Annotated in this window: 20 protein-coding genes and 1 riboswitch; of the genes, 14 read left to right on the top strand and 6 right to left on the bottom strand. The window is 65.0% G+C overall.

Annotated features, from left to right (window positions below):
* The first annotated feature begins 6 nt into the window (after positions 1 to 6).
* The 3 genes from L6D64_RS05175 to L6D64_RS05165 all read left to right on the top strand — a co-directional run bounded on the left by L6D64_RS05175 (position 7) and on the right by L6D64_RS05165 (position 3741).
* Positions 7 to 1155 carry an ABC transporter ATP-binding protein gene (locus tag L6D64_RS05175; protein WP_176508931.1) on the top strand — a complete coding sequence of 383 codons (1149 nt, stop codon included), beginning with the start codon at positions 7 to 9 and terminating at the stop codon, positions 1153 to 1155.
* An 84-nt stretch (positions 1156 to 1239) separates the two neighbouring features.
* Positions 1240 to 2547 carry a substrate-binding domain-containing protein gene (locus L6D64_RS05170; RefSeq protein WP_176508932.1) on the top strand — a complete coding sequence of 436 codons (1308 nt, stop codon included), beginning with the start codon at positions 1240 to 1242 and terminating at the stop codon, positions 2545 to 2547.
* 159 nt (positions 2548 to 2706) lie between these two features.
* The gene (locus L6D64_RS05165) at positions 2707 to 3741 is read left to right on the top strand and encodes a TerC family protein (protein WP_176508933.1); all 1035 of its coding nucleotides are present in this window, start codon (positions 2707 to 2709) and stop codon (positions 3739 to 3741) included.
* A 72-nt stretch (positions 3742 to 3813) separates the two neighbouring features.
* On the opposite strand, the gene L6D64_RS05160 is transcribed toward L6D64_RS05165, so the two are convergent.
* Positions 3814 to 5043: an acyl-CoA dehydrogenase gene (locus L6D64_RS05160; protein ID WP_176508934.1), complete on the bottom strand. Its 1230-nt coding sequence runs from the start codon at positions 5041 to 5043 to the stop codon at positions 3814 to 3816.
* A 138-nt stretch (positions 5044 to 5181) separates the two neighbouring features.
* On the opposite strand from L6D64_RS05160, the gene L6D64_RS05155 reads away from it, so the two are divergent.
* Together L6D64_RS05155 and L6D64_RS05150 are read left to right on the top strand one after the other, a co-directional pair.
* The gene (locus L6D64_RS05155) at positions 5182 to 6108 is read left to right on the top strand and encodes a LysR family transcriptional regulator (protein ID WP_176508935.1); all 927 of its coding nucleotides are present in this window, start codon (positions 5182 to 5184) and stop codon (positions 6106 to 6108) included.
* Positions 6109 to 6296: 188 nt separating this feature from the next.
* Positions 6297 to 7451 carry a cysteine desulfurase family protein gene (locus L6D64_RS05150; protein ID WP_176508936.1) on the top strand — a complete coding sequence of 385 codons (1155 nt, stop codon included), beginning with the start codon at positions 6297 to 6299 and terminating at the stop codon, positions 7449 to 7451.
* Between the two features lie 112 nt (positions 7452 to 7563).
* On the opposite strand, the gene nfsB is transcribed toward L6D64_RS05150, so the two are convergent.
* A complete protein-coding gene (nfsB, locus tag L6D64_RS05145; RefSeq protein ID WP_176508937.1) occupies positions 7564 to 8217 on the bottom strand; it encodes an oxygen-insensitive NAD(P)H nitroreductase in 654 nt (217 codons plus the stop codon).
* 104 nt (positions 8218 to 8321) lie between these two features.
* Here nfsB and L6D64_RS05140 point away from each other — a divergent pair, with 104 nt between their 5' ends.
* The 3 genes from L6D64_RS05140 to L6D64_RS05130 are packed head-to-tail and all read left to right on the top strand — an operon-like array spanning position 8322 to position 10743.
* A complete protein-coding gene (locus tag L6D64_RS05140) occupies positions 8322 to 9221 on the top strand; it encodes a LysR family transcriptional regulator (RefSeq protein ID WP_176508938.1) in 900 nt (299 codons plus the stop codon).
* A gap of 57 nt (positions 9222 to 9278) precedes the next feature.
* Complete coding sequence (locus tag L6D64_RS05135; protein WP_176508939.1) at positions 9279 to 10109, top strand: AraC family transcriptional regulator; 831 nt, start codon at positions 9279 to 9281, stop codon at positions 10107 to 10109.
* Positions 10110 to 10158: 49 nt separating this feature from the next.
* A complete protein-coding gene (locus L6D64_RS05130; protein ID WP_176508940.1) occupies positions 10159 to 10743 on the top strand; it encodes a LysE family translocator in 585 nt (194 codons plus the stop codon).
* A 62-nt stretch (positions 10744 to 10805) separates the two neighbouring features.
* On the opposite strand, the gene L6D64_RS05125 is transcribed toward L6D64_RS05130, so the two are convergent.
* Both L6D64_RS05125 and calA read right to left on the bottom strand, forming a co-directional pair.
* Complete coding sequence (locus L6D64_RS05125; protein WP_176508941.1) at positions 10806 to 12005, bottom strand: sugar transporter; 1200 nt, start codon at positions 12003 to 12005, stop codon at positions 10806 to 10808.
* Between the two features lie 213 nt (positions 12006 to 12218).
* Entirely contained in the window at positions 12219 to 13271 is a 1053-nt protein-coding gene (gene calA, locus L6D64_RS05120; RefSeq protein WP_176508942.1) for a vanillin reductase, read from the bottom strand.
* A gap of 181 nt (positions 13272 to 13452) precedes the next feature.
* Here calA and L6D64_RS05115 point away from each other — a divergent pair, with 181 nt between their 5' ends.
* The gene (locus L6D64_RS05115) at positions 13453 to 14358 is read left to right on the top strand and encodes an AraC family transcriptional regulator (protein WP_176508943.1); all 906 of its coding nucleotides are present in this window, start codon (positions 13453 to 13455) and stop codon (positions 14356 to 14358) included.
* 12 nt (positions 14359 to 14370) lie between these two features.
* On the opposite strand, the gene L6D64_RS05110 is transcribed toward L6D64_RS05115, so the two are convergent.
* A complete protein-coding gene (locus L6D64_RS05110; RefSeq protein WP_176508944.1) occupies positions 14371 to 14967 on the bottom strand; it encodes a TetR/AcrR family transcriptional regulator in 597 nt (198 codons plus the stop codon).
* A gap of 93 nt (positions 14968 to 15060) precedes the next feature.
* Here L6D64_RS05110 and L6D64_RS05105 point away from each other — a divergent pair, with 93 nt between their 5' ends.
* Positions 15061 to 15660, top strand: coding sequence for an NAD(P)H-dependent oxidoreductase (locus tag L6D64_RS05105; protein WP_176508945.1), 600 nt, complete (start codon positions 15061 to 15063; stop codon positions 15658 to 15660).
* A gap of 6 nt (positions 15661 to 15666) precedes the next feature.
* Here the strand turns inward: L6D64_RS05105 and thpR are convergent, their stop codons facing one another.
* Complete coding sequence (gene thpR / locus L6D64_RS05100) at positions 15667 to 16212, bottom strand: RNA 2',3'-cyclic phosphodiesterase (protein ID WP_176508946.1); 546 nt, start codon at positions 16210 to 16212, stop codon at positions 15667 to 15669.
* 158 nt (positions 16213 to 16370) lie between these two features.
* Between thpR and lpxO the strand changes: the two genes are divergently transcribed.
* From lpxO to L6D64_RS05080, 4 genes are all read left to right on the top strand, one after another.
* Positions 16371 to 17270, top strand: a complete 900-nt coding sequence (gene lpxO / locus L6D64_RS05095) for a lipid A hydroxylase LpxO (RefSeq protein ID WP_085674219.1) — start codon at positions 16371 to 16373, stop codon at positions 17268 to 17270.
* A 133-nt stretch (positions 17271 to 17403) separates the two neighbouring features.
* Positions 17404 to 17748 (top strand): carboxymuconolactone decarboxylase family protein, encoded by a 345-nt coding sequence (locus tag L6D64_RS05090; protein WP_176508947.1) that lies wholly within the window; start codon positions 17404 to 17406, stop codon positions 17746 to 17748.
* Between the two features lie 78 nt (positions 17749 to 17826).
* Positions 17827 to 18396, top strand: a complete 570-nt coding sequence (locus tag L6D64_RS05085) for a GNAT family N-acetyltransferase (RefSeq protein WP_176508948.1) — start codon at positions 17827 to 17829, stop codon at positions 18394 to 18396.
* A 34-nt stretch (positions 18397 to 18430) separates the two neighbouring features.
* Positions 18431 to 18636, top strand: a riboswitch (cobalamin riboswitch).
* 107 nt (positions 18637 to 18743) lie between these two features.
* The gene (locus L6D64_RS05080) at positions 18744 to 20861 is read left to right on the top strand and encodes a TonB-dependent receptor (RefSeq protein ID WP_176508949.1); all 2118 of its coding nucleotides are present in this window, start codon (positions 18744 to 18746) and stop codon (positions 20859 to 20861) included.
* The last annotated feature ends 24 nt before the right edge of the window (positions 20862 to 20885 follow it).

The raw sequence follows: 20885 nt of genomic DNA, 5'->3' as shown, positions 1-20885 counted from the left end.
ACAACAATGAGTGCAGTCATCAAAGACAACGCCCACGGCAAGACCCTGGTCAGCCTGCGAGGCCTGAACAAGCACTACGGCGACTTCACCGCCGTGGACAACCTCGACCTGGAGATCCAGGACGGCGAGTTCCTGACCTTCCTCGGCTCCAGTGGCTCCGGCAAGTCCACCACGCTGTCGATGCTGGCCGGCTTCGAAACGCCGAGCAGCGGCGAAATCCTGGTCGATGGCCAGTCGCTGGTCAATGTGCCGCCGCACAAGCGCGACATCGGCATGGTGTTCCAGCGCTACTCGCTGTTCCCGCACCTGAACGTGCGCGACAACATCGGCTTCCCGCTGGCCATCCGCAAGCTCGGCGCCAGCGAGACCAGCAAGCGTGTCGACGCCATGCTCAAGCTGGTGCAGCTGGAGCAGTTCGCCCATCGCAAGCCGTCGCAGATGTCCGGTGGCCAACAGCAGCGCGTGGCGATTGCCCGGGCGCTGGTGTACGAGCCACGCATCCTGCTGATGGACGAACCGCTCGGTGCGCTGGACAAGAAGCTGCGTGAAGACCTGCAGGACGAACTGCGCCAGCTGCATCGCCGGCTGGGCATCACCATCGTCTACGTGACCCATGACCAGGAAGAGGCGATGCGCCTGTCCCAGCGCATCGCCATCTTCAGCCATGGCAAGATCGTCGGCCTGGGTACCGGTTATGACCTTTATCAGAACCCGCCGAATGCCTTTGTCGCCTCGTTCCTGGGCAATTCCAACTTCCTGCGCATCAAGGCCAGCAGCAACGGTGCGGGCAGTTTCGAAGGCCAGCCGGTGGCGATCCGCCTGACCCCGGGCCTCAGCGCGCAGCAGGATGCATTGATCATGGTGCGGCCGGAGAAGGCCTTGGCCCTGACCGCCGAGCAGGCCGCCCGCGAGCCACTGCCTGCGGGCTGGAACGAGGTCAGTGCCAAGGTCGGTGAGGTGCTGTTCCTGGGTGAGAGCCAGACCTGCCATGTGCTGACCGCGGGCGGCACCGAACTGACGGTGAAGGCACTGTCTGCCGCCGGGATGCCGATGCAGCCGGGCGACACGGTAAACGTGCGCTGGGCGGTGGCGGATGCCTGTATCTATACCGAGTGGGCCGAGAGCGACCTGAGCAAGTCGGCCGGGGCGCATTGATCGGGCTGGCGGCCTGACCGTCACATTTTGGTCACGCCTCTGTCGTAATCTGCCGGGCAACGCTATGCCACAAGGTCGCCCGGCATGCTCCGCCTGCTGCTCCTGCTGCTTCCCCTGCTCCCGCTGACGGCCCTGGCCGAAGCGGGCCATCTGCGTGTGCAAGGTTCCAATACCATTGGCGCGGCACTGTTGCCTGCGCTGGTACAGGGGCAACTGTGGGCGCAACAGGCGACGCAGATACAGCAGTCGCCGGGCGCGGTGCCGAACGAGACCGTGATCACCGCACGCGATGCCCAGGGCCAGGCGCTGCGTATCGACATTGCTGCACATGGCTCCAGCACCGGCTTTGCCGCATTGGGCCAGGGCAATGCCGACCTGGCCGCGGCCTCGCGCCCCATCAGCGACGCCGAAGTGCGCCAACTCAAGGCCCTGGGCGATCTGCGCTCGGCCAGCGCCGAGCAGGTCATCGGCCTGGATGGCGTGGCCGTCATCGTCCACCCCGACAACCCGCTGCCGCAGCTGACCACCCAGCAACTGGCGCAGATCTTCTCCGGCAAGATCCAGCGCTGGGAGCAACTGGGCGTGGCCGGCGGCGCCATCCACCTGTATGCGCGGGATGATCGCTCCGGGACCTTTGAGACCTTCAAGGCGCTGGTCCTGGAGCCGCACCAGAGCGAACTGGGTCACCAGGCGCAGCGGTTCGAGTCCAGCGAAGCACTGGCCGAGCGGGTCGGTGCTGACCGCCAGGCCATCGGCTTCAGCAGCCTGGCAGCCGTGCACGGGGCCAAGGTACTGGCGGTGGCCGAGGGCGATGCCCCAGCCATGTTGCCCGAGCGCCAGCTGGTGGCCAGTGAAGACTACCCGTTGTCGCGCCGCCTGTTCTTTTACTTGCCAGCCAATGCCAAACCCCAGGCCCGAGCGCTGGCAGATTTCGCCCAGAGCCCGGCCGGCCAGGCCATCGTCGCCGAACAGGGCTTCGTCTCGCAGCAGGTCATCGCCCAGCCGGTAGCCGTGCAGGCCGGCATGCCGCCGCGCTACCGCAGCCTGGCCCAGCAAGCGCAGCGCTTGAGCGTCAACTTCCGCTTCCAGGAAGGCAGCGCCAGCCTCGACAACAAGGCCCTGCGCGATGTGCAGCGGGTCACCGACTACCTGCGCCAGGCCGGCAAGCTGCAAAGCAAGGCGGTGCTGGTGGGGTTCGGCGACCCCAAGGAAACGCCCGGCCGTGCCGCCCTGCTGTCACGCCTGCGCGCCCAGGCGGTACGCCGCGAACTGGCACGGGGTGGCGTCGAGGTGCTGGAGGTGACCGGCATGGGCGATGAGCTGCCGATCGCCGGTAACGACATGGAGCAAGGCCGCTTGCGTAACCGGCGGGTGGAAGTCTGGGTCTACTGACAGGCAAAGAAATGTAACAGCTCGCCATTCGGCTTCGCCGGGAAACGGGTCTAGGCTCAAACCCAAGTGATACCGGGCCCCTCTGACGGCTGCCGAGCCGTGATGTCGGATCACTGTTGCGATCTTCATCTGGCAACGTCGGCATTCAAGGAGGGGCTCATGACAGCTCTGCAAACATTCCTCAACTCCCCGTTTCTGGGTACCAGCACCTGGTTATGGCTGGTGTTCATGGCCATCGTCATCGCTTTGCTGGTGCTCGACCTGGGCGTGCTGCACCGCCAGGACCGCGAGATCGAAATGCGCGAGAGCCTGCTGTTGTATTCGGGCTATTTCAGCGTCGGTGTGCTGTTCGGGCTGTGGGTCTGGCATGAGCTGGGCGCGCAGTCGGCGCTGGAGTTCTACACCGGTTTCCTGGTCGAACAGTCGCTGTCGATGGACAACGTGTTCGTCATGGCGATGATCTTCGGCTTCTTCGCCATCCCCCGCCGTTACCAGCACCGGGTGCTGTTCTGGGGCATTCTCGGGGTGGTGTTGCTGCGGGCGATCATGATCGGCGTGGGCGCGGCGCTGGTGCAGAATTTTGCCTGGGTGCTCTACATCTTCGGCGCCTTCCTGCTGTTCACCGGGGTGAAGATGGCCCTGTCGAATGAGGACAGCCACCCGGACCTGGCCAACAATCCGATCCTGAGGTTCGTTCGGCGGCACATGCGGGTGACCGACCAGATTCATGGTTCGCACTTCTTCGTGCGCCTGACGCCGCCCGGCGAAAGCCAGGCCCTGCGTTACGCCACGCCGCTGTTCCTGGCCTTGGTGCTGATCGAGTTGGCCGACCTGGTATTTGCCGTCGACAGCGTGCCGGCGATCTTCGCCATCACCCAGGACCCGTTCATCGTCTACACCTCGAACATCTTCGCCATCCTCGGCTTGCGCTCGCTGTACTTCGCCCTGTCGGCGCTGATGCACCGGTTCGTCTACCTCAAGTATGCGCTGGCGCTGGTGCTGATCTTCATTGGCTGCAAGATCTTCTACCACGGCCTGGTCGGCAAGGTGCCGGCCTTGCTGTCGCTGGGGGTGACGTTCGGGTTGCTGCTGGGTGGGGTGGTGGTTTCGTTGGTCAAGACGCGGGCGCAGGCCCAGGCCCCGAGCGCCAGCGAACCTGAGGCGGCCAGCAAACAGGAGGAGAGCCACGGTTGAAAGTGCGAGGATTACCTGTACCGGCCCTTTCACGGCGGTTCGACGCCGCGAAGAGGCCGGTACAGGGTTACATCACCTTCCGCCGCGCAGCATCTCCACCGGCACATACTTGCCGATTTCGTACTTGCCAATCGCCGCCCGATGTACCTCATCCGGCCCGTCAGCCAGGCGCAGCGTCCGCTGCATGGCATACATGTAGGCCAGCGGGAAATCACCACTCACTCCGGCCCCGCCATGCATCTGGATCGCCCGGTCGATCACCTTCAACGCCACGTTAGGCGCCACCACCTTGATCTGCGCGATCTCGCTGCGTGCGACCTTGTTGCCGACGGTGTCCATCATGTACGCCGCCTTCAGCGTCAGCAGCCGCGCCATGTCGATCTCCATGCGCGAGTCAGCGATCTTGTCGACGTTGCCGCCCAGGCGCGCCAACGGCCGGCCAAAGGCCGTGCGCTCGACCGCGCGCTTGCACATCAGCTCCAGCGCGCGCTCGGCCATGCCGATCGAGCGCATGCAATGGTGAATGCGGCCGGGGCCGAGGCGGCCCTGGGCGATCTCGAAACCGCGCCCCTCGCCAAGGACCACGTTTTCATAAGGCACCCGCACATTCTCGAACAGCACTTCGGCATGGCCATGCGGTGCATCGTCATAGCCGAACACCGGCAACGGGCGGACGATCTTCACCCCCGGGGCATCGGTCGGCACCAGCACCATCGAATGCTGCTGGTGGCGCGGCCCATCAGGGTTGGACAAGCCCATGAAGATCATCACCTTGCAGCGCGGGTCGCAGGCCCCGGAGGTCCACCACTTGCGACCGTTGATCACCCACTCGTCGCCCTCACGCACTGCGGTAGCGGCCATGTTGGTCGCGTCCGAAGACGCCACGTCCGGTTCGGTCATGGCGAATGCCGAGCGAATCTCGCCGCGCAACAGCGGCTCCAGCCACTGGCGCTTCTGTGCCTCGCTGCCGTAGCGCACCAGTACCTCCATGTTGCCGGTGTCGGGTGCCGAGCAGTTGAACGGTTCCGGGCCCAGCAGCGAACGGCCCATGATCTCGGCCAGCGGTGCGTACTCCAGGTTGCTCAGCCCGGCGCCATATTCCGACTCCGGCAGGAACAGGTTCCACAAACCCTCGGCCCGGGCCCTGGCCTTGAGTTCTTCCATGATCGCGGTGGGTTGCCAGCGGTCGCCCTCGGCGACCTGGCGCTCGAACACCGGCTCGGCGGGATAGACATAAGCCTCCATGAAGGCGCTGACGCGCTCACGCAGTGCCTGGACCTTGGGCGAATAGGCGAAATCCATCGGGGTTACCTTCACGGTTCGAAAGACATGGGCAGAGCCTAGAGCAGCGGGCCTCGATCTACCTAGTCTATTTTCCGCGTGTATAAACATTCATAACCGATATATGATCAGCCCATAATTCCAACAAAGGGCGGCGCCATGAACCTCAGCAAGGTCGACCTCAACCTGTTCATCGTCTTCGACGCGATCTACACCGAAGCCAACCTGACCCGTGCCGGGCAAATCGTCGGCATCACCCAGCCGGCGGTGTCCAATGCCCTGTCACGGCTGCGTGAAACCTTCAACGATCCGCTGTTCGTGCGTACCGCCCAAGGCATGGTGCCAACGCCCATGGCGCAGAACATCATCGGCCCGGTGCGCAATGCCCTGGCGCTGCTGCGCACCTCGGTGCAGGAAAGCCGCATCTTCAACCCGCAGCAGGCGAACAAGACGTTCCGCATCAGCATGACCGACCTGACCGAGGCCGTGATCCTGCCGCCGCTGTTCCAGCGTCTGCGACGCCTGGCCCCGGCGGTGCTGATCGAAAGCTTCCTGTGCAAACGCCGCGAAACCACCAAGGAACTGGCCGCCGGTCGCCTGGACTTCGCGGTCGACGCGCCGCTGAACACCGACCCACAGGTGCGCCACGTCAAGCTGATGCAGGACCGTTATGTCTGCGCGCTGCGCCAGGGCCACCCGCTGGCCGATGCAAAGCTGACGCTCGACCACTACCTGGGCATGACCCATATCCATATCTCCAGCCGCCGCAACGGCCTGGGCTACGTCGACCTGGCACTGGGCAAGATGGGCGTGCAACGCAAGGTCGCGCTGCGCTCGCAGCATTACCTGATGGCTTCGCAGGTGCTGCAGCAGACCGACATGGTCATGACCGTGCCCGAGCGCTTTGCCCGCCGCCACCAGCTGCGTTTCCAGCCGCTGCCTGTGGAGGTACCACCGCTGGAGACCCACTTGTACTGGCACGAAAGTACTGACCAGGACCCGGCCAACCGCTGGATGCGTGAGCAGATCATCGAATTGTGCGAACGCGTGGTGGCCGAAGAAGAGCGTGCTCTGGAGCCTGCCTGAAGCGCTCCTGCCCGTACGGGCGCGATGGGCCCGCAGGCGAAAATGATTTCCCGATGATCTATGCATAGAGAAAAATATTCTCTGGATAGCGGCAGATTGGGCATGAAAGGCAAATTCATTTTCACTCCAGCGGGTAGGCTTGATGCAACGATTGCCGACACCACGGCAACACTGCACGGACCCGCACCATGCCTAGCACCCCGCTCTATTTCGACTACGCCGCCACCACTCCGGTCGATGACCGGGTCATCGAAACCATGCTCACCTGCCTCGGTCGCCAGGTTAACTTCGGCAACCCTGCATCGAGTGGCCACGTCTACGGCCAGGCCGCACGCGAAGTGGTCGAGCAGGCCCGTCGGCAAGTGGCCGAAAGGGTCGGCGCCCGGGCCGAAGACATCGTCTGGACATCAGGCGCCACCGAGTCCAACAACCTGGCGCTCAAGGGCATCGCCCAGGGCATGGCCCAGCCGGGCCATCTGATCACCAGCCTGCTGGAACACAAGGCCGTGCTGGATACGGTCAAGGAATTGGAACGCCAGGGCTGGGCTGTTACGCGCCTGGCGCCGGACGCCAACGGCCTGATCCAGCCCTACGCCGTGCAGGCGGCCCTGCGTGCCGACACCCGCCTGGTGTCGCTGATGGCCGTGAACAATGAACTGGGTACCGTCACCGATTTTGCGGCCATTGGCGAACGGGTGCGCGCCCATGGCGCCCTGCTGCATGTGGATGCGGCCCAGGCTGTCGGCAAGCTGGCCATCGACCTGCAGGCGATGGCGGTGGACCTGATGTCGTTCTCGGCGCACAAGGTGTATGGGCCAAAAGGCATCGGCGCACTCTATGTCGGGCCACGCGCCCGAGCGTCGATGCGTGCGCAGATCCATGGTGGCGGCCATGAACGGGGGCTGCGCTCGGGTACCTTGCCGACGCACCAGATTGTCGGCATGGGCAGTGCCTTCGCCCTGGCCGGTGAGCCGGGTGACAATGAGCACCAGCGTATCGAGCAGTTGGGCAGGCGCCTGCGTGAAGGGTTGCTGGCCTTGCCGGGAGTGAGCCTCAATGGCTGCGCCCAGCAGCGGATTGCGCATACCCTCAATCTGTGCATCGAGGCCAACGGCTTCAACAGCATGGCCCTGGCCAGCGAGCTGGCGCTGTCGACCACCTCGGCATGCAACTCGGCAAGCAACGCGGCTTCGCATGTGCTGTTGGCGCTGGGGCTGGATGAAACGCGGGCACGCCAGAGTGTGCGGGTGAGTATCGGGCGGTTTACCAGCGAAGCCGAGGTGGACACGGCGATCGCGGTGTTCGGGCGGGTTTTGACGGCCGCTTCTGCGGCATTGTGGTAGGGCTTGGGGCATGCCTCAAGTTTTTCAGCGCCTGCGAGATCGAGTGCCGCGCGGGCGGCGCTCGATCTCGCAGGCGCTACAGAGATCACGGCGAACGCCCCAACGCCCCACCTCAAAGGAAGGTGAACACCGTCGAGGCGGGCAGGCGCGACTTGTTCAACCCGGCATTGAAGTCGGTTTCGCTGCGATACCCGAGGCTCAAGATCACCACGCTGCTATAACCCTGCTCTCGCAGCCCCAGCTCGGCATCCAGCACCTTGCTGTCGAACCCTTCGATCGGCGTGGCATCCAGGCCATGGGCCGCCGCACCAAGCAGCGCGGTGCCCAAAGCCAGATAGGTCTGCTTCTCCATCCAGTGCTGCAGGTCTTTCTGATCGAACCGGTGCAGGTCCACATAGCCACGACGGCTCTGGTTCTGCCCCGCCCGAGCCTGTTCGTCACGGAAGCGGCCATCGGCCTGCTCCTGCTCAAGCACGGCATTCAGGTGCGCCTCGGTCATGTCGGTGCGGGTGCAGAACACGATCACATGCGAAGCATCGAGAATCTTCGGCGAGTTGTAGGCAAACCGGCCGTCGGTGGCCTTGGCCAGGCGGGCTTTGCCTTCGGCGCTGTCGGCAACGATGAAATGCCAAGGCTGCGAGTTGACCGAGGACGGGCTGTGACGCAGCTGTTCAAGCAAGGCATCGACCGTGGCCTGGGGAATCTTGCGAGCCGCATCGTAGGCCTTGGTGGTGTAACGGCGCTTGGCCAGGGAGACGGTATCCATGCTGCAACTCCAGTTAATGAAAAAGGATTTGTCGCGCATCTTATCTTTCCTGCAAACCAGAAAAAGCGGCAGAATGCAGCAACACTTTCCCTTTTGGAGTGAAAATGCTCCGTTTCACCGACCTCGAACTGTTCGTGCGCAGCAGCGCCCTGGGCAGCTTCACCGCCGCCGCCCATGAGGCGGACCTGCTGCCTGGGCAAGTGGCTGCCGCGATCAAGCGCCTGGAGCGCGACCTCGACGTGCGCCTGTTCGCCCGCACCACCCGCAGCCTGCGGCTGACCGCCGAGGGCGAACTCTACCTGCCCACCGCCCAGCGCGTGCTCGACACCCTGCGCCAGGGCCATGAACAGCTGCACGGCAGCCACAGCACCTTGCGCGGGGTATTGCAGGTGTCCGCGCCTTCGGACATCGGCCGCAACCTGCTGCTGCCCTGGCTCAGTGCGTTTCGCCGCGAGCACCCGGCGTTGAGCCTGCGCTTCTTCCTTTCCGACCAGATGGCCGATTTCAGCCGTGACCCGGTGGACATCGCCATCCGCTATGGCCTCAACCAGGACGCCAACTACATCGCCCTGCCGCTGGCGCCCTGGAACCGTCGCGTGGTGGTGGCTTCCCCCGCCTACCTGGCCCGCCACGGCCGCCCCCGCACAGCCGAGGAGCTGCAGCAACATGACTGCCTGCTGTACCTGCAGCACAACCGCGTATACGACAAATGGCAGCTGGGCAACCGCACCGTGCAGGTGCGCGGGCCGTTGGTCAGCGACGATGCCGACGTGGTACGGCGCTGGGCGCTGGAAGGTGAAGGCATCGTCTACAAGTCGTGGCTGGACGTCAGTGCCAACATCGCCGCCGGCGAACTGGAACTCCTGTTGCCAGACCACCAGGGCGAAGCCACGCCCGTGACGCTGGTGTGCCCGCACCGTAAACAATTGTCGCCCGCGGTGACCCAACTGCACCTGTGGCTGCGCGAGCGCTTTGCCGCACTGCAGCCTGCACAATTGTTCTAAACCGCCGGGCGCACCTGCGCTAAGGTGAACTGCCCTCCCCGTCAGCAGCGCAGCGCCATGAGCAACTGGATCGACCTCAAGCAGGACGCCGACACCGGCATCGAGTCGGTCCGCGCGCATTTTGTCGGCCATGCCTACGACCCGCACTGGCACGACAGCTTTCTGGTCGGCTTCACCGAGCAGGGTGTGCAGCAGTTCAACTGCCGTCGGGTTCGCCACCAGAGCACTGCAGGCCAAGTCTTCCTGCTCGAACCCGGCGACCTCCACGACGGCCACGCCCCGACTGCCGAAGGTTTCACCTACTCGACCCTGTACCTTGAACCGAGTTGGCTGGACACCGAGCTGCGGGCGTTGTTCGAACAGGCCCCCGGCGACAGCCTGCCGCGTTTCGCCGACACCTTGTGCCACGACGAGCGCCTGGCCCACGCCACCGCCCTGGCGTTCCAGGCGGTGCATGGCCAGGAGTTGCGCATCGTGCGCCAGACGGCCATGGACACCCTGCTGGCCACCCTGACCAGCCACCTGCACTGGCGCAAGCGCCTCAACCCCGACCCGCGCTTGCCACTGACCGCACAGCGGGCGCGTGACTTCCTGCATGCCCATTTCGACCAGGACATCGGCCTGGAGCAGGTTGCCCAGGCCTGTGGGGTCGACCGTTTCCGCCTGACCCGCGCCTTCAAGGCCGCTTTCGGCCTGGCGCCCCATGCCTACCTGGTCCAGCTGCGGCTGGCCCGTGCCCGGCGCCTGCTTGCCCGCGGCCAGACACCTGCCGAGGTGGCCATGGCCCTGGGCTTTGCCGACCAGAGCCACCTGGGTCGCTGGTTCCGTCGTGCCTATCGGCTGACACCGGCCGACTACCGACGCCGCTGCTCAAACCTTCCAGACTGACAAGCCGTCAAGGGCGACCATGGGGCCCTGAGCATTCGGAGCCGTTCCCATGTCGCAATCGTTGTTACCTTTCATGCTTTTCGCGCTGGTCTCGAGCATCAGCCCGGGGCCGACCAACCTGCTGATCCTCGCCCACGGCGCCCGGCAAGGCCTGCGCGCAAGCCTGGCACCGATCCTGGCGGCCTGCGGTGCGGCGGCAACAATCGTGTTGCTGGTCGGCCTGGGGCTGGGTGAGGCGCTGGTGCGCCATCCAACAGCCCAGCAGGCGATGAGCTGGGCCGGGGTGCTGTGGTTGAGCTGGCTGGCCTGGCGCATGCTGCGCAGTGCCGGCGAGCCGCTGGATACGGCAGGCGGCAAGCCGTTCGGCGCAGTCAGCGCGGCATCGTTGCAGGTGATCAACCCGAAGGTGTGGATGATGGCGGTGGCCGTGATTGGCGTGTTTGCGGCGCCGACGCTGCCGGTGTGGCAATTGGCCCTGGTGTTTCTGTTGATAGCCGTGCCGTGCATGGCGGTGTGGGCCGTGTTGGGGGTGGGCAGTGCGCGCTGGTTGCAGGCCCCGGGGCGGTTGCTGTGGTTCAACCGCGGGTTGGCGGGGTTGCTGCTGGTTTGCGCCTGGGCTGCGGTGCTTGACTGAATGGAGTATTGCCTGTGCTGGCCCCTTCGCGGGTTTACCCGCGAAGGGGCCGGAGCAGGTTGTCAGTGGCTCAGGGCCTGACGGAATCGCCGGGTACTGGCCACCGCCAGCAGCAACCCGACCACCGCCACACTGCCGCCAACCATGCCGATGTCGGCCACGCCCATCTGGCTGCTGACGATACTGCCCAGCAACGCTCCGCCACCGATGCCGATGTTGTAGATGCCGGAGAACAGCGCCATGGCCACGTCGGTGGCATCGGACGCCAGCTTCAGGGTCTTGGATTGCAGCGCCAGGCTGAAGCTGAGAATCGCCACGCCCCAGAACATGCTCAACGCCGCGAACACATAGAAGTTGCCCGACAGCGGCAGCAGCAACAGCAGGCAAGCCGCCAGCACCCCGATCGAACCCACCAGGAAGCCATGCGGGTAACGGTCGCTGTAGCGGCTGAACAACAGCGAACCGAACACGCCAGCGCCACCGAACAACAGCAGCAACAGCGTGGTGCGCTCGCCACCGATCTGCGCCACATGCAAGGCAAAGGGCTCGATGTAGCTATAGGCGGTGAACTGCGCGGTGATCACCAGCGTCACCAGCAGGTAGGTAATCACCAGCGCCGGGCGCCTGAACAGGATCGGCAGGCTGCGCAGCGAACCGGAGTTCTGGCTCGGCAGCAATGGCAGCGACTTCATCAGGCACAGCATGGTCGCCAGCGCTACGCCGGCAATGCTGAGGAAGGTGATGCGCCAGCCCAGCGCCTCGCCCACCACGCGCCCCAACGGGATGCCCAGCACCATCGCCAGGGTCGTGCCTGTCGCCAGCAACCCCAGGGCCTTGGCCTGCTGGCCCGGCGGCGCCACGCGCACGGCCAGCGAGGCGGTGATGGCCCAGAACACGGCGTGGGCCAGGGCGATACCGATGCGGCTGACCAGCAGCATGGCAAAGCTCTGCGACAACCACGACAGCAGGTGGCTGATGATGAATACCAGGAACACCATCAGCAGCAGGCGCCGGCGCTCGATGTTGCGGGTAAGCAGCATCATCGGCAGCGAAGCCAGTGCCACCACCCAGGCATAGATGGTCAGCATCAGGCCGACCTGCGCGGTGGTCATGTCGAAGCTGCGGCCAATGTCGCTGAGCAGCGCTACCGGGACGAACTCGGTGGTATTGAAGATGAAGGCCGCCAGGGCCAGGGCAATCACGCTCAGCCAGCTGCCAGCACCCGCGGTCGGTGGCAGGTTGGTGGGGATGGGTCCGTTCATGGGCTGGAATCTGTTCTCCGCAGGCAAGGCGAAAGGACGCGCGTCAGGGGCCAAGTATCGGCCGCGCTGAGGCACGGGTTTGTTATTGGAAGGAATGCCCGCATGGTACGCGTCACGCCGGGGCCTCACAACCTTGGCAGCCGGGGGAGCCCCCTGGCGGCCGAGGCGCAAGGCCCTGCCCGTACCGGCGCAGGTGGCCGGCACAGGCCACCATCAGCCCTGCAGGGTGGCCATGTCGATGACGAAGCGGTACTTCACATCACCGGCGATCATGCGCTCATAGGCCTGGTTGATGTTGCGAATGTCGAGCATCTCGATATCGCAACGAATGTCGTGGGCGGCACAGAAATCCAGCACTTCCTGGGTTTCGGCGATACCGCCAATCAGCGAACCGGCCAGCACCCTGCGCTTCATCACAAGGTTGGCGGCATGCACGGCCGGGGCGATCGGTTCGATCAGGCCGACCAGGATGTGCACGCCATCGAACTTCAGGGTCTCCAGGTACGGATTGAGGTCGTGCTGCACGGGAATGGTGTCGAGCAGGAAGTCGAAACGGCCCGCCGCCGCGTGCATCTGTTCGGCATCGGTGGACACGATCACATGGTCGGCACCTTGGCGGCGGGCCTCCTCGGCCTTGGCCTGGGAGCGGGTGAACAGTGTCACTTCGGCGCCGAGGGCCTTGGCCAGCTTGATGCCCATATGGCCCAGGCCACCCATGCCGAGGATGCCGATCTTGTGGCCAGGACCGACGCCATGGTGCTTGAGCGGCGAGTAGGTGGTGATGCCTGCGCAGAGGATCGGCGCCGCGCTGGGCAGGTCCATGCCGGCCGGGATGCGCACCACGAAGTGCTCGCTGACCACGATGCTGCTGGAGTAGCCGCCCAGGGTGTTGCTGCCGTCGACCCGGTCCGGGGTGGCGTAGGTCATGGTCGGGCCTTCGAGGCAGTATTGCTCCAGGTCCTTGGCGCAGGCCTCGCAGTGGCGGCAGGAGTCGACCATGCAACCGACGCCGACCAGGTCGCCGACCTTGTGCGAAGTGACCTGATCACCCACCGCGGTGACCCGGCCAATGATCTCGTGGCCAGGCATCAGCGGGTACACGGCGATGCCCCATTCGTTGCGCGCCTGGTGGATGTCGGAATGGCAAACGCCACAGTAGAGGATCTCGATGGCGACGTCGTCCGGGCGCGGGGCGCGGCGCTCGAAGGTCATGGGGGCCAAGGGGCTGGTCGGGGTTTGGGCGGCGTAACCGACGGCGGTGTACATGCGGGACCTCACAGGGAAGTGAAACGATTCAGGCTGCGTATTCTGCTCGCCCTCGCCCTGCCCCGCACACGGCTGATCCTCCGGCATCCATGCCTGATTCTCCGAACCTGCCAGCGACCATCTGGCGCTGGCCTGCCGATCTGCGATGATGCCACTGTCTGATCCTCTGCCCTGGTTCCTCATGCAACTGACCCGCCACGTCGACGCCAACGCCCCGCTGTGCTCGCTGATCCGCAGCCTGGCCACCCGCCCGGGGTTCGTGCCCACGCACCTGCCCCAAGTACAGGTGCTGAGCTGGGACCACTATGTGGCCAGCAGCCCGCAGATCTACGAGCCGAGCCTGATGATCCTGGCCCAGGGCAGCAAGCTGGCGCGCCTCGGCCCGCGCACCCTGGAATACGGCGCCGGCCATTACCTGGTACAGGCGCTGTCGGTACCGTTCATGTGCGAAACCTTTGCCACCACCGACGAGCCGCTGCTGGGTGTGGCGGTGGACATCGACCGCGCTGTGCTGGGTGAACTGGTGCAGAGCATGGCCCTGGCACCTGACCCTGCAGTGCAGGCGCAAACCCCACAGTCGATGACCTCGGCGGCGCTCGATGCACCGATGCGTGAGTCGGTGGAGCGCCTGCTGCAATGCCTGCAGGACCCCGTGGACGCCAAGGTGCTGGGCCCGGCGAGAGTCCGCGAGGTGTTGTACACCGCGCTACGCGGCCCCCAGGCCGGGGTGCTGCGCGCACTGGTGGAGCAGCAGGGGCACTTCGCCCGGATCGGCGCAGCGCTCACGCACCTGCGCGAACATTACACCGAGCCGCTGAGTGTCGAGGCACTGGCCGCCTGCGCCAACATGAGCGTGTCGACCTTCCATGAGCACTTCAAACGCTGCACCGACATGGCGCCGATGCAGTACCTCAAGCGCCTGCGCCTGCTCAAGGCGCAGCAGATGCTGATCGGTGAGGGGCTCGGGGTGGCGCAGACGGCGCACCGCGTGGGGTACCAGAGCACCTCGCAGTTCAGCCGCGAGTACAAGCGCCAGTTTGCCCGCAGCCCTGGGGAGGAAATGCCTTACCAGAGCCTGCCGGTCTGACACCGGCGCGAATCACTGGCGCTCGACCATGGCAACGATGGCCGCCGCCAACTCGGCCTTGGCGTGCACCGCCTCAAGCTCCCCTGCCGCAGCCGCCTGCGACAAGGCCTCGGCCGCTCCCACCAGCAGGCGCATGCCCGCCGCAGCGATCGCACCACTGGGTGCAAACTCGGCCAGTGCCGCGCGGCACTTATCGAGAAACGGCTGTTCATAGGCGCGTTTCAAGGCTTCCAGTTCCGGCGACCCTGCAAGTGCTGCCGACACACCGGGCATTTCGCGCCCCTGGCTGATTACGCAATCCACATACGCAGCCGCAATCACCCCGGCACGCCCGGCCAAGGTCGCCTCGCCTCCTTCCAGCGCCTGCGCAAGCATCATCGACTGGCGCGCATCGTAATCCTGGAACAACGCCGCCAGCAGCCCGGTGCGGGTCTCGAAATGGTCATACACCACCGGCTTGGTGACCCCCGACTGCTCGGCCAGACGGCCAAGGCTGAGGGCTTCAGTGCCTTCCTCGCGTACCAGCTGCCAAGCCACATCGAGCAGTTGGCGCCGCCGCTCATCGCGGGAAAGGCGCTTGCGTGGCTGTGCCTTGTCATCGCTTGACATTGCTTACCTACCAAAAGTAACTTACCAATCGTAACTTACCTTGAGTATATAGCGCTCAAGGCAGCCGCGCACTTTCCCACTGGAGGCACCACCATGCAAGCGTTGATCGTTATTGGCCATCACGACCCGGACTCACTCACCCACGCCCTCGCCCGGCAAGTTGCCGAAGGCCTGGCCAGCGCCGGTCACAGCAGTGAAATCGCCGACCTGGCCAGCGAGGGCTTCGACCCACGCTTTGGTCCCGCTGACCACGCCGTGCATCGCGGCCTGGCAGAACCGCCGGCCGACGTGCTGCTGGAACAGGCCCGCATCGACCGCGCCGATGCCCTGGTGCTGGTCTACCCGATTTACTGGTGGTCGCTGCCAGCCCTGCTCAAAGGCTGGGTCGAGCGGGTGTTCAGCAATGGCTGGGCATTCGACTACCAGTCTGGAGCGTTGATCAAGAAGCTGCGTGGCATGAAGGTACACCTGATCGGCGTTGCCGGTGGAGATACCGCCCTGTTCGAGCGACATGGTTACGACGAGGCCATGCGCGTGCAGATAGAGCACGGCATCTTCGACTATTGCGGCGCCACGGTGCTTGGCTCGAGCTTGCTGGAAAACAGCGAAGGCCCGGATGCCGCACTGCACCTGCGTACCGCCCGCGCTCTGGGCGAGCAGCTGTTCATGCCCGCTCGCAGCCAGATCGCCTGACCGGCGCTAATCCGCCAGAGGCCACTGCGCCAGCGGCCAGTAACGGCCCTTGCGAGACTCGTACAAGGTGAAGTGCCGGGCGCTGAGATGAAACTCAGGCGCCACGGCCGCCTCCGGGGCCTGGCCGCGAAAGTCCCGGGACAGGGTCAGGTGCGGGCGGTAATCACGGGCCTGCTCTTCGAAGCCCATCGGCAACAACGCCTGCTGCAGGGCATAGGCCAGCTGGCGCAAGGCGATGGGTGTTTCCTGCGGCTCCAGCACCAGCACGTTGGCGCGCTGCCAGGTTGTCAGCTGGTTCAGCAGCAAGCGCAAGGGCGCGCCCGGCAGCGCCAGGCTGTCCACCGCCGCGCAGATGGCCGGCACCTGGGCCACAGCCACATCGCCAAGAAACAGCAAGGTCAGGTGAAAGTTTTCGCTGGGCACCGGCTTGCCGCTGCGCAGGTTCAGGCCGCGCCGCCACTGGCTGATCGCACGGCGTTGGGCGTCGCTGACGGGCAAGGCGAAGAACAACCGTTTGAAGGGGGTGCCACTCGGGCGAAGGTCCGGGACCATGTGCTCTCCATCACGTGAAACGTTTTTGCGCACTTCAGGCGCCTTACACCAATGTCGGGCCGCATCAACGTAACAATAAGTACAAACTACCCCCATGATTGTTTATGCTGGCGAGCTTATGCCATGGCGCATGGCCATTTTTCGACAAGTAACCGTCCATGAAAATTGCACTCGTACTGATCTTCGTTCTCTCGATCGCCTATGTTCACCTGCGCGGTCGGGTACGCCACAAGCTGACCCGTCAGTTGGGCGACCACTCCAGCTTCCTGGCGCCGGTCAACAGCTTCCTGTACCTGTTCTCCAAGCATCCGGCCAAGCCTTACCTGCCGGTCGAGGCGTTCCCCGAACTGCAGCCGCTCAAGGACCACTGGCAGGAAATCCGCGCCGAAGCCCAGCAACTGCTGCACGTGGGCGAGATCAAGAAGTCCGATAACTATGACGACGTCGGTTTCAATTCGTTCTTCAAGACCGGCTGGAAGCGCTTCTACCTGAAGTGGTACGGCGAAAGCCACCCTTCGGCGATGACCCTGTGCCCGCGCACCACCGAGCTGCTGCAAGGCATCGGCACGGTCAAGGCGGCAATGTTCGCCACCCTGCCACCGGGTGCCAAGCTGGTCCGTCACCGTGACCCGTATGCCGGCTCGTACCGCTTCCACCTCGGCCTGGACACGCCGAACGATGACGGTTGCTACATCGATGTGGACGGCGAGAAATACTCCTGGCGCGATGGCGAGGGCGTGGTTTTCGACGAAACGTACATCCACTACGCCGCCAATACCACCGAGCACAACCGCATCATCCTGTTCTGCGACATCGAGCGCCCGCTGAAATACCGCTGGGCCACCGCGTTCAACCGCTGGTTCAGCCGCAACGTCATGGCCGCCGCCGCTGCGCCCAACGACGCCGGCGACAAGACCGGTGGCATCAACCGCCTGTTCACCCGCATCTACAAGATCCGCGAGCGTGGCAAGGCGCTGAAGAAGCGCAACCGCATGCGCTACTACCTGGAGAAGTGGCTGGTGGTCGCGGCCCTGGTGCTGGTGTTCGTCTATATCTGACCGGCACGTTGGCCATTGCAGAAGCGGCCTTGTCTGGCCGCTTCAATCCTGGCCAGCACTAAAGTACAAGTCTCGCTTCCCAGGCTTCGACTAGCATGAAAGCTCCACTCGCAACCTTACCAAGGTGAAGACGATGAGCATGATGGACTGGGACGCCTACCGTAAGCAGTTGATGGCCGGCATCGGCGATCTCAAGCAATTGTCCCCCGACACCGTGGCCGGCTACATGACCGCCAGCGGCGCGGGCGCCAAGACCAACCACCTGGACGCCAAGACCCGCGAACTGATCTCCCTGGCCGTGGCCGTCACCACCCGCTGCGACGGCTGCATCGCCGTGCACTCGCAACAGGCCGTCAAGCACGGCGCCACCCGTGAGGAGATCGCCGAGGCGCTGGGTGTGGCCGTGGCGATGAACGCCGGGGCCGCGCTGGTCTACTCGGCCCGCGCCCTGGATGCGCTGGGCAAGGCCAACGGCTGAAGCCAAACGGCGTCGCCGCCCTTGCGCGACGGCGCCGCGCCACCCAGACTTGGCGGCCTAGCCATTGCAGGAACCGCCATGATCCACATTCGCCCCATGACGCCCGACGATTTCGAGCGTTTCTGGCCGACCTTCCAGGCCATCGTCCAGGCCCGCGAAACCTACGCCTTCGACCCCGAGCTGAACGTCGAGCAGGCCCGCCAGCTGTGGCTGCAACTGCCGCTGCACACGCTGGTGGCCGAAGAGGATGGCGAGCTGCTCGGTTCCTACTACCTCAAGGCCAACGCCGCCGGCCCCGGCGCCCATGTCGGCAACTGCGGCTACATGGTCTGCGACGCTGCACGTGGCCGTGGTGTGGCCCGGCTGATGTGCGAGCACTCGCAGAAGCTGGCACGCCAGGAGGGCTTCCTGGCGTTGCAGTTCAATTCGGTGGTGGCGAGCAACGAGGTGGCGGTGGCGCTGTGGACCCGGCTGGGCTTCGAGACCGTGGGCCGCCTGCCCAAGGCCTATCGCCACGCCCGCCTGGGGTTGGTCGACTGCCTGGTGATGTACAAGTGGCTGGCCGATGAGCCAGTGGTGGAGAAGCCTCCCCTGCTCATCGGGCGCAAGAACATCGAGGCACGGGTGTCACGCCGCCGCGGGCGCTGACACGCGCATTTGACGCGCTGACCATTCGATGGTCAGATGCGCGCCAGTTTCAGGTGTCCTGCGCCGCCGTGCGCAGGGTGAAACGGGAAGCCGGTGCGTCGTGGTTCACGACAAGTCCGGCGCTGCCCCCGCAACGGTAAGCGAGCGATGCCTTCGACACACCACTGTGCGCCAGCATGGGAAGGTGAAGGCCTCACGACCCTCGCAAGCCCGGAGACCGGCCTGAAGCTTCACTTGGCAACCCGCGGTGGGCGGGCGCAGGCCGGTATCCGCGTGCGCCTGCGTACGGGGTGCGCCTTTGCGTGTTTTCCACCGGGATCCATTCATTCCTGCAGCAGTGGAACGACATGTCCCGATTCTTCAAGCTTCACCCCCTGGCGGCCTGCCTGGCCGTTACCCTGCCGGCCCTGGCCGACGAACCTGTGCTGAGCCTCCCCTCCACGGCCATCACCGATACCCGTGACCCAAAGCACGTCGACCTGGCCACGCCGACCGAGGCCGGTTCACGGCTGCACCTCAGTGCCCTGGAAACGCCAGCCAGCACCAGCAGCATCACGGCCGAACAGATCGAGCAACGCAACAACCTCACCGTGCAGGACGCCGTGACCCGCTCCCCCGGCATCACCTTCATCGGCAACCCCGGCGATGGCGGCACCGGCCTGTCGGCGCGCGGCTTCACCGGCCATGGCTCGGTGATGACCCTGTTCGACGGTGCGCGCCTGTATACCGGGGCCGGCACCCAGACCTTCCCGGTAGACCCGTGGATGGTCGAGCAGGTCGACGTGATCCGCGGCCCGGCTTCGGTGCTGTATGGCGAAGGCGCGACCGGCGCGGTGATCAACGTGATCCCGAAAAAGCCGTTCACCGGCGACATCCACAACCGCCTGCGCCTGGGCTACGGCTCATGGGACCGCCAGCAGCTTGGCCTGGACACCGGCGGCAGCCTCAGCGAACGCCTGAGCTACCGCCTGACCCTGAACCAGCAGGCCGGCAACGGCTGGGTCGACCGCACCGATTCGCGCAGCCTGGCCCTCAGTGCCGCGCTGCGCTTCGATGCCAACGACGACCTGAGCTTCACCCTCGCCCACGAGCGTGGCGACGCCCAGCCGGCCAACTACTACGGCACGCCACTGATCGACGGCCATTACCGCAGCAGCCTGCGCAAGAAGAACTACAACGTCCAGAACGATGTGCAGCGCTACCACGACGAGTGGACCCGTTTCACCACCGACTGGGCGATCAACGACCAGCTCAGCGCCAGCAACCAGCTCTACTACATCAAGAGCCGCCGCCACTGGCGCAATGCCGAGAACTACCGCTGGGACACCGACCGCGAGCAGCTGGAGCGCCAGAGCTTCCTGCAGATCAGGCACAACCAGGAGCAGATAGGCGACCGCCAGACCTTCACCTTCGATCACAGCCTGTTCGGCCTGGCCAGCAAGACGCTGGTCGGTGTCGAGTACAACAAGGTGCGCTTCAACGTCGACAGCAACCGGCCGTACAACGACGTGGGCGGCGACTACATCGACCCGTGGCAGCCGACCCCGGGCGGGTTCCACAGCGACTCGCCAACCCGCCCGCAGACGCTGTCCACCACCCACACCTTCGCCCTGTTCGCCGAGAACCGTCTGCAGCTGACCGAGCGCCTGTCGCTGGTGACCGGCGTGCGCCGCGACCAGAACCACATTGATCGCGACAACCTGGTCGATGGCAGCCGTAGCGACCGCAGCCTGCAAGGCGGCAACTGGCGGGCCGGGCTGGTGTTTGCGCTCACCGACGAGCTGTCGCTTTATGGCCAGTTCTCCACCAGCGAGGATGGCGTGGATAACCTGGTCAGCCTCAGCCCGACGCAGATGGATTACGACCTGACCGAAGCGAAGCAGACTGAGTTGGGGCTCAAGCAACGCTTCTGGGAAGGCCGTGGCGAGTGGACGCTAGCCGCGTTCCACATCGTCAAGAAAAAGCTGCTGGTGGACGACCCGATCTCCCACGAGGCGCAGCAGGCCGGGCAGCAGACTTCCGATGGCCTGGAGGCATCGCTGGAGCTGGCCCTGGGGCAGCAGTGGCAGGTGTCGGCCAATGCCTCACTGGTTAGGGCGAAATACGATGATCTCGACGAGGTAGTCGATGGCCTGGCCCAGGACCGCGCCGGCAATCGTCCGGCCAATGTGCCGCGGCGTACCGCCAACCTGTGGTTGAGCAAGGGCTTTGGCCGGCGAGTGGAAGCCGGGATTGGCGCGCGATATGTGGATGAGCGTTATGCCGATTCGGCCAATAGCCAGAGTGCGCCGGGGTACACCGTGGTCGATGCCAACATCAGCTGGCAGGTGCTGCCCGATGTGCGCCTGGGGTTGCAGGTGAACAACTTGTTCGACCGTGAATATGTGGCGTCGGTGTTCAGTGGCGAGCAGTGGGTGATGGGGGCGCCGCGATCATATTTCGCTACCGTGGATTACACCTTCTGAGCTGATGGCCTCTTCGCGGGTGAA

Source organism: Pseudomonas urethralis (assembly GCF_021602465.1).
Lineage (GTDB): Bacteria > Pseudomonadota > Gammaproteobacteria > Pseudomonadales > Pseudomonadaceae > Aquipseudomonas > Aquipseudomonas vlassakiae.
This window is presented reverse-complemented; position numbering and strand designations above follow the sequence as displayed.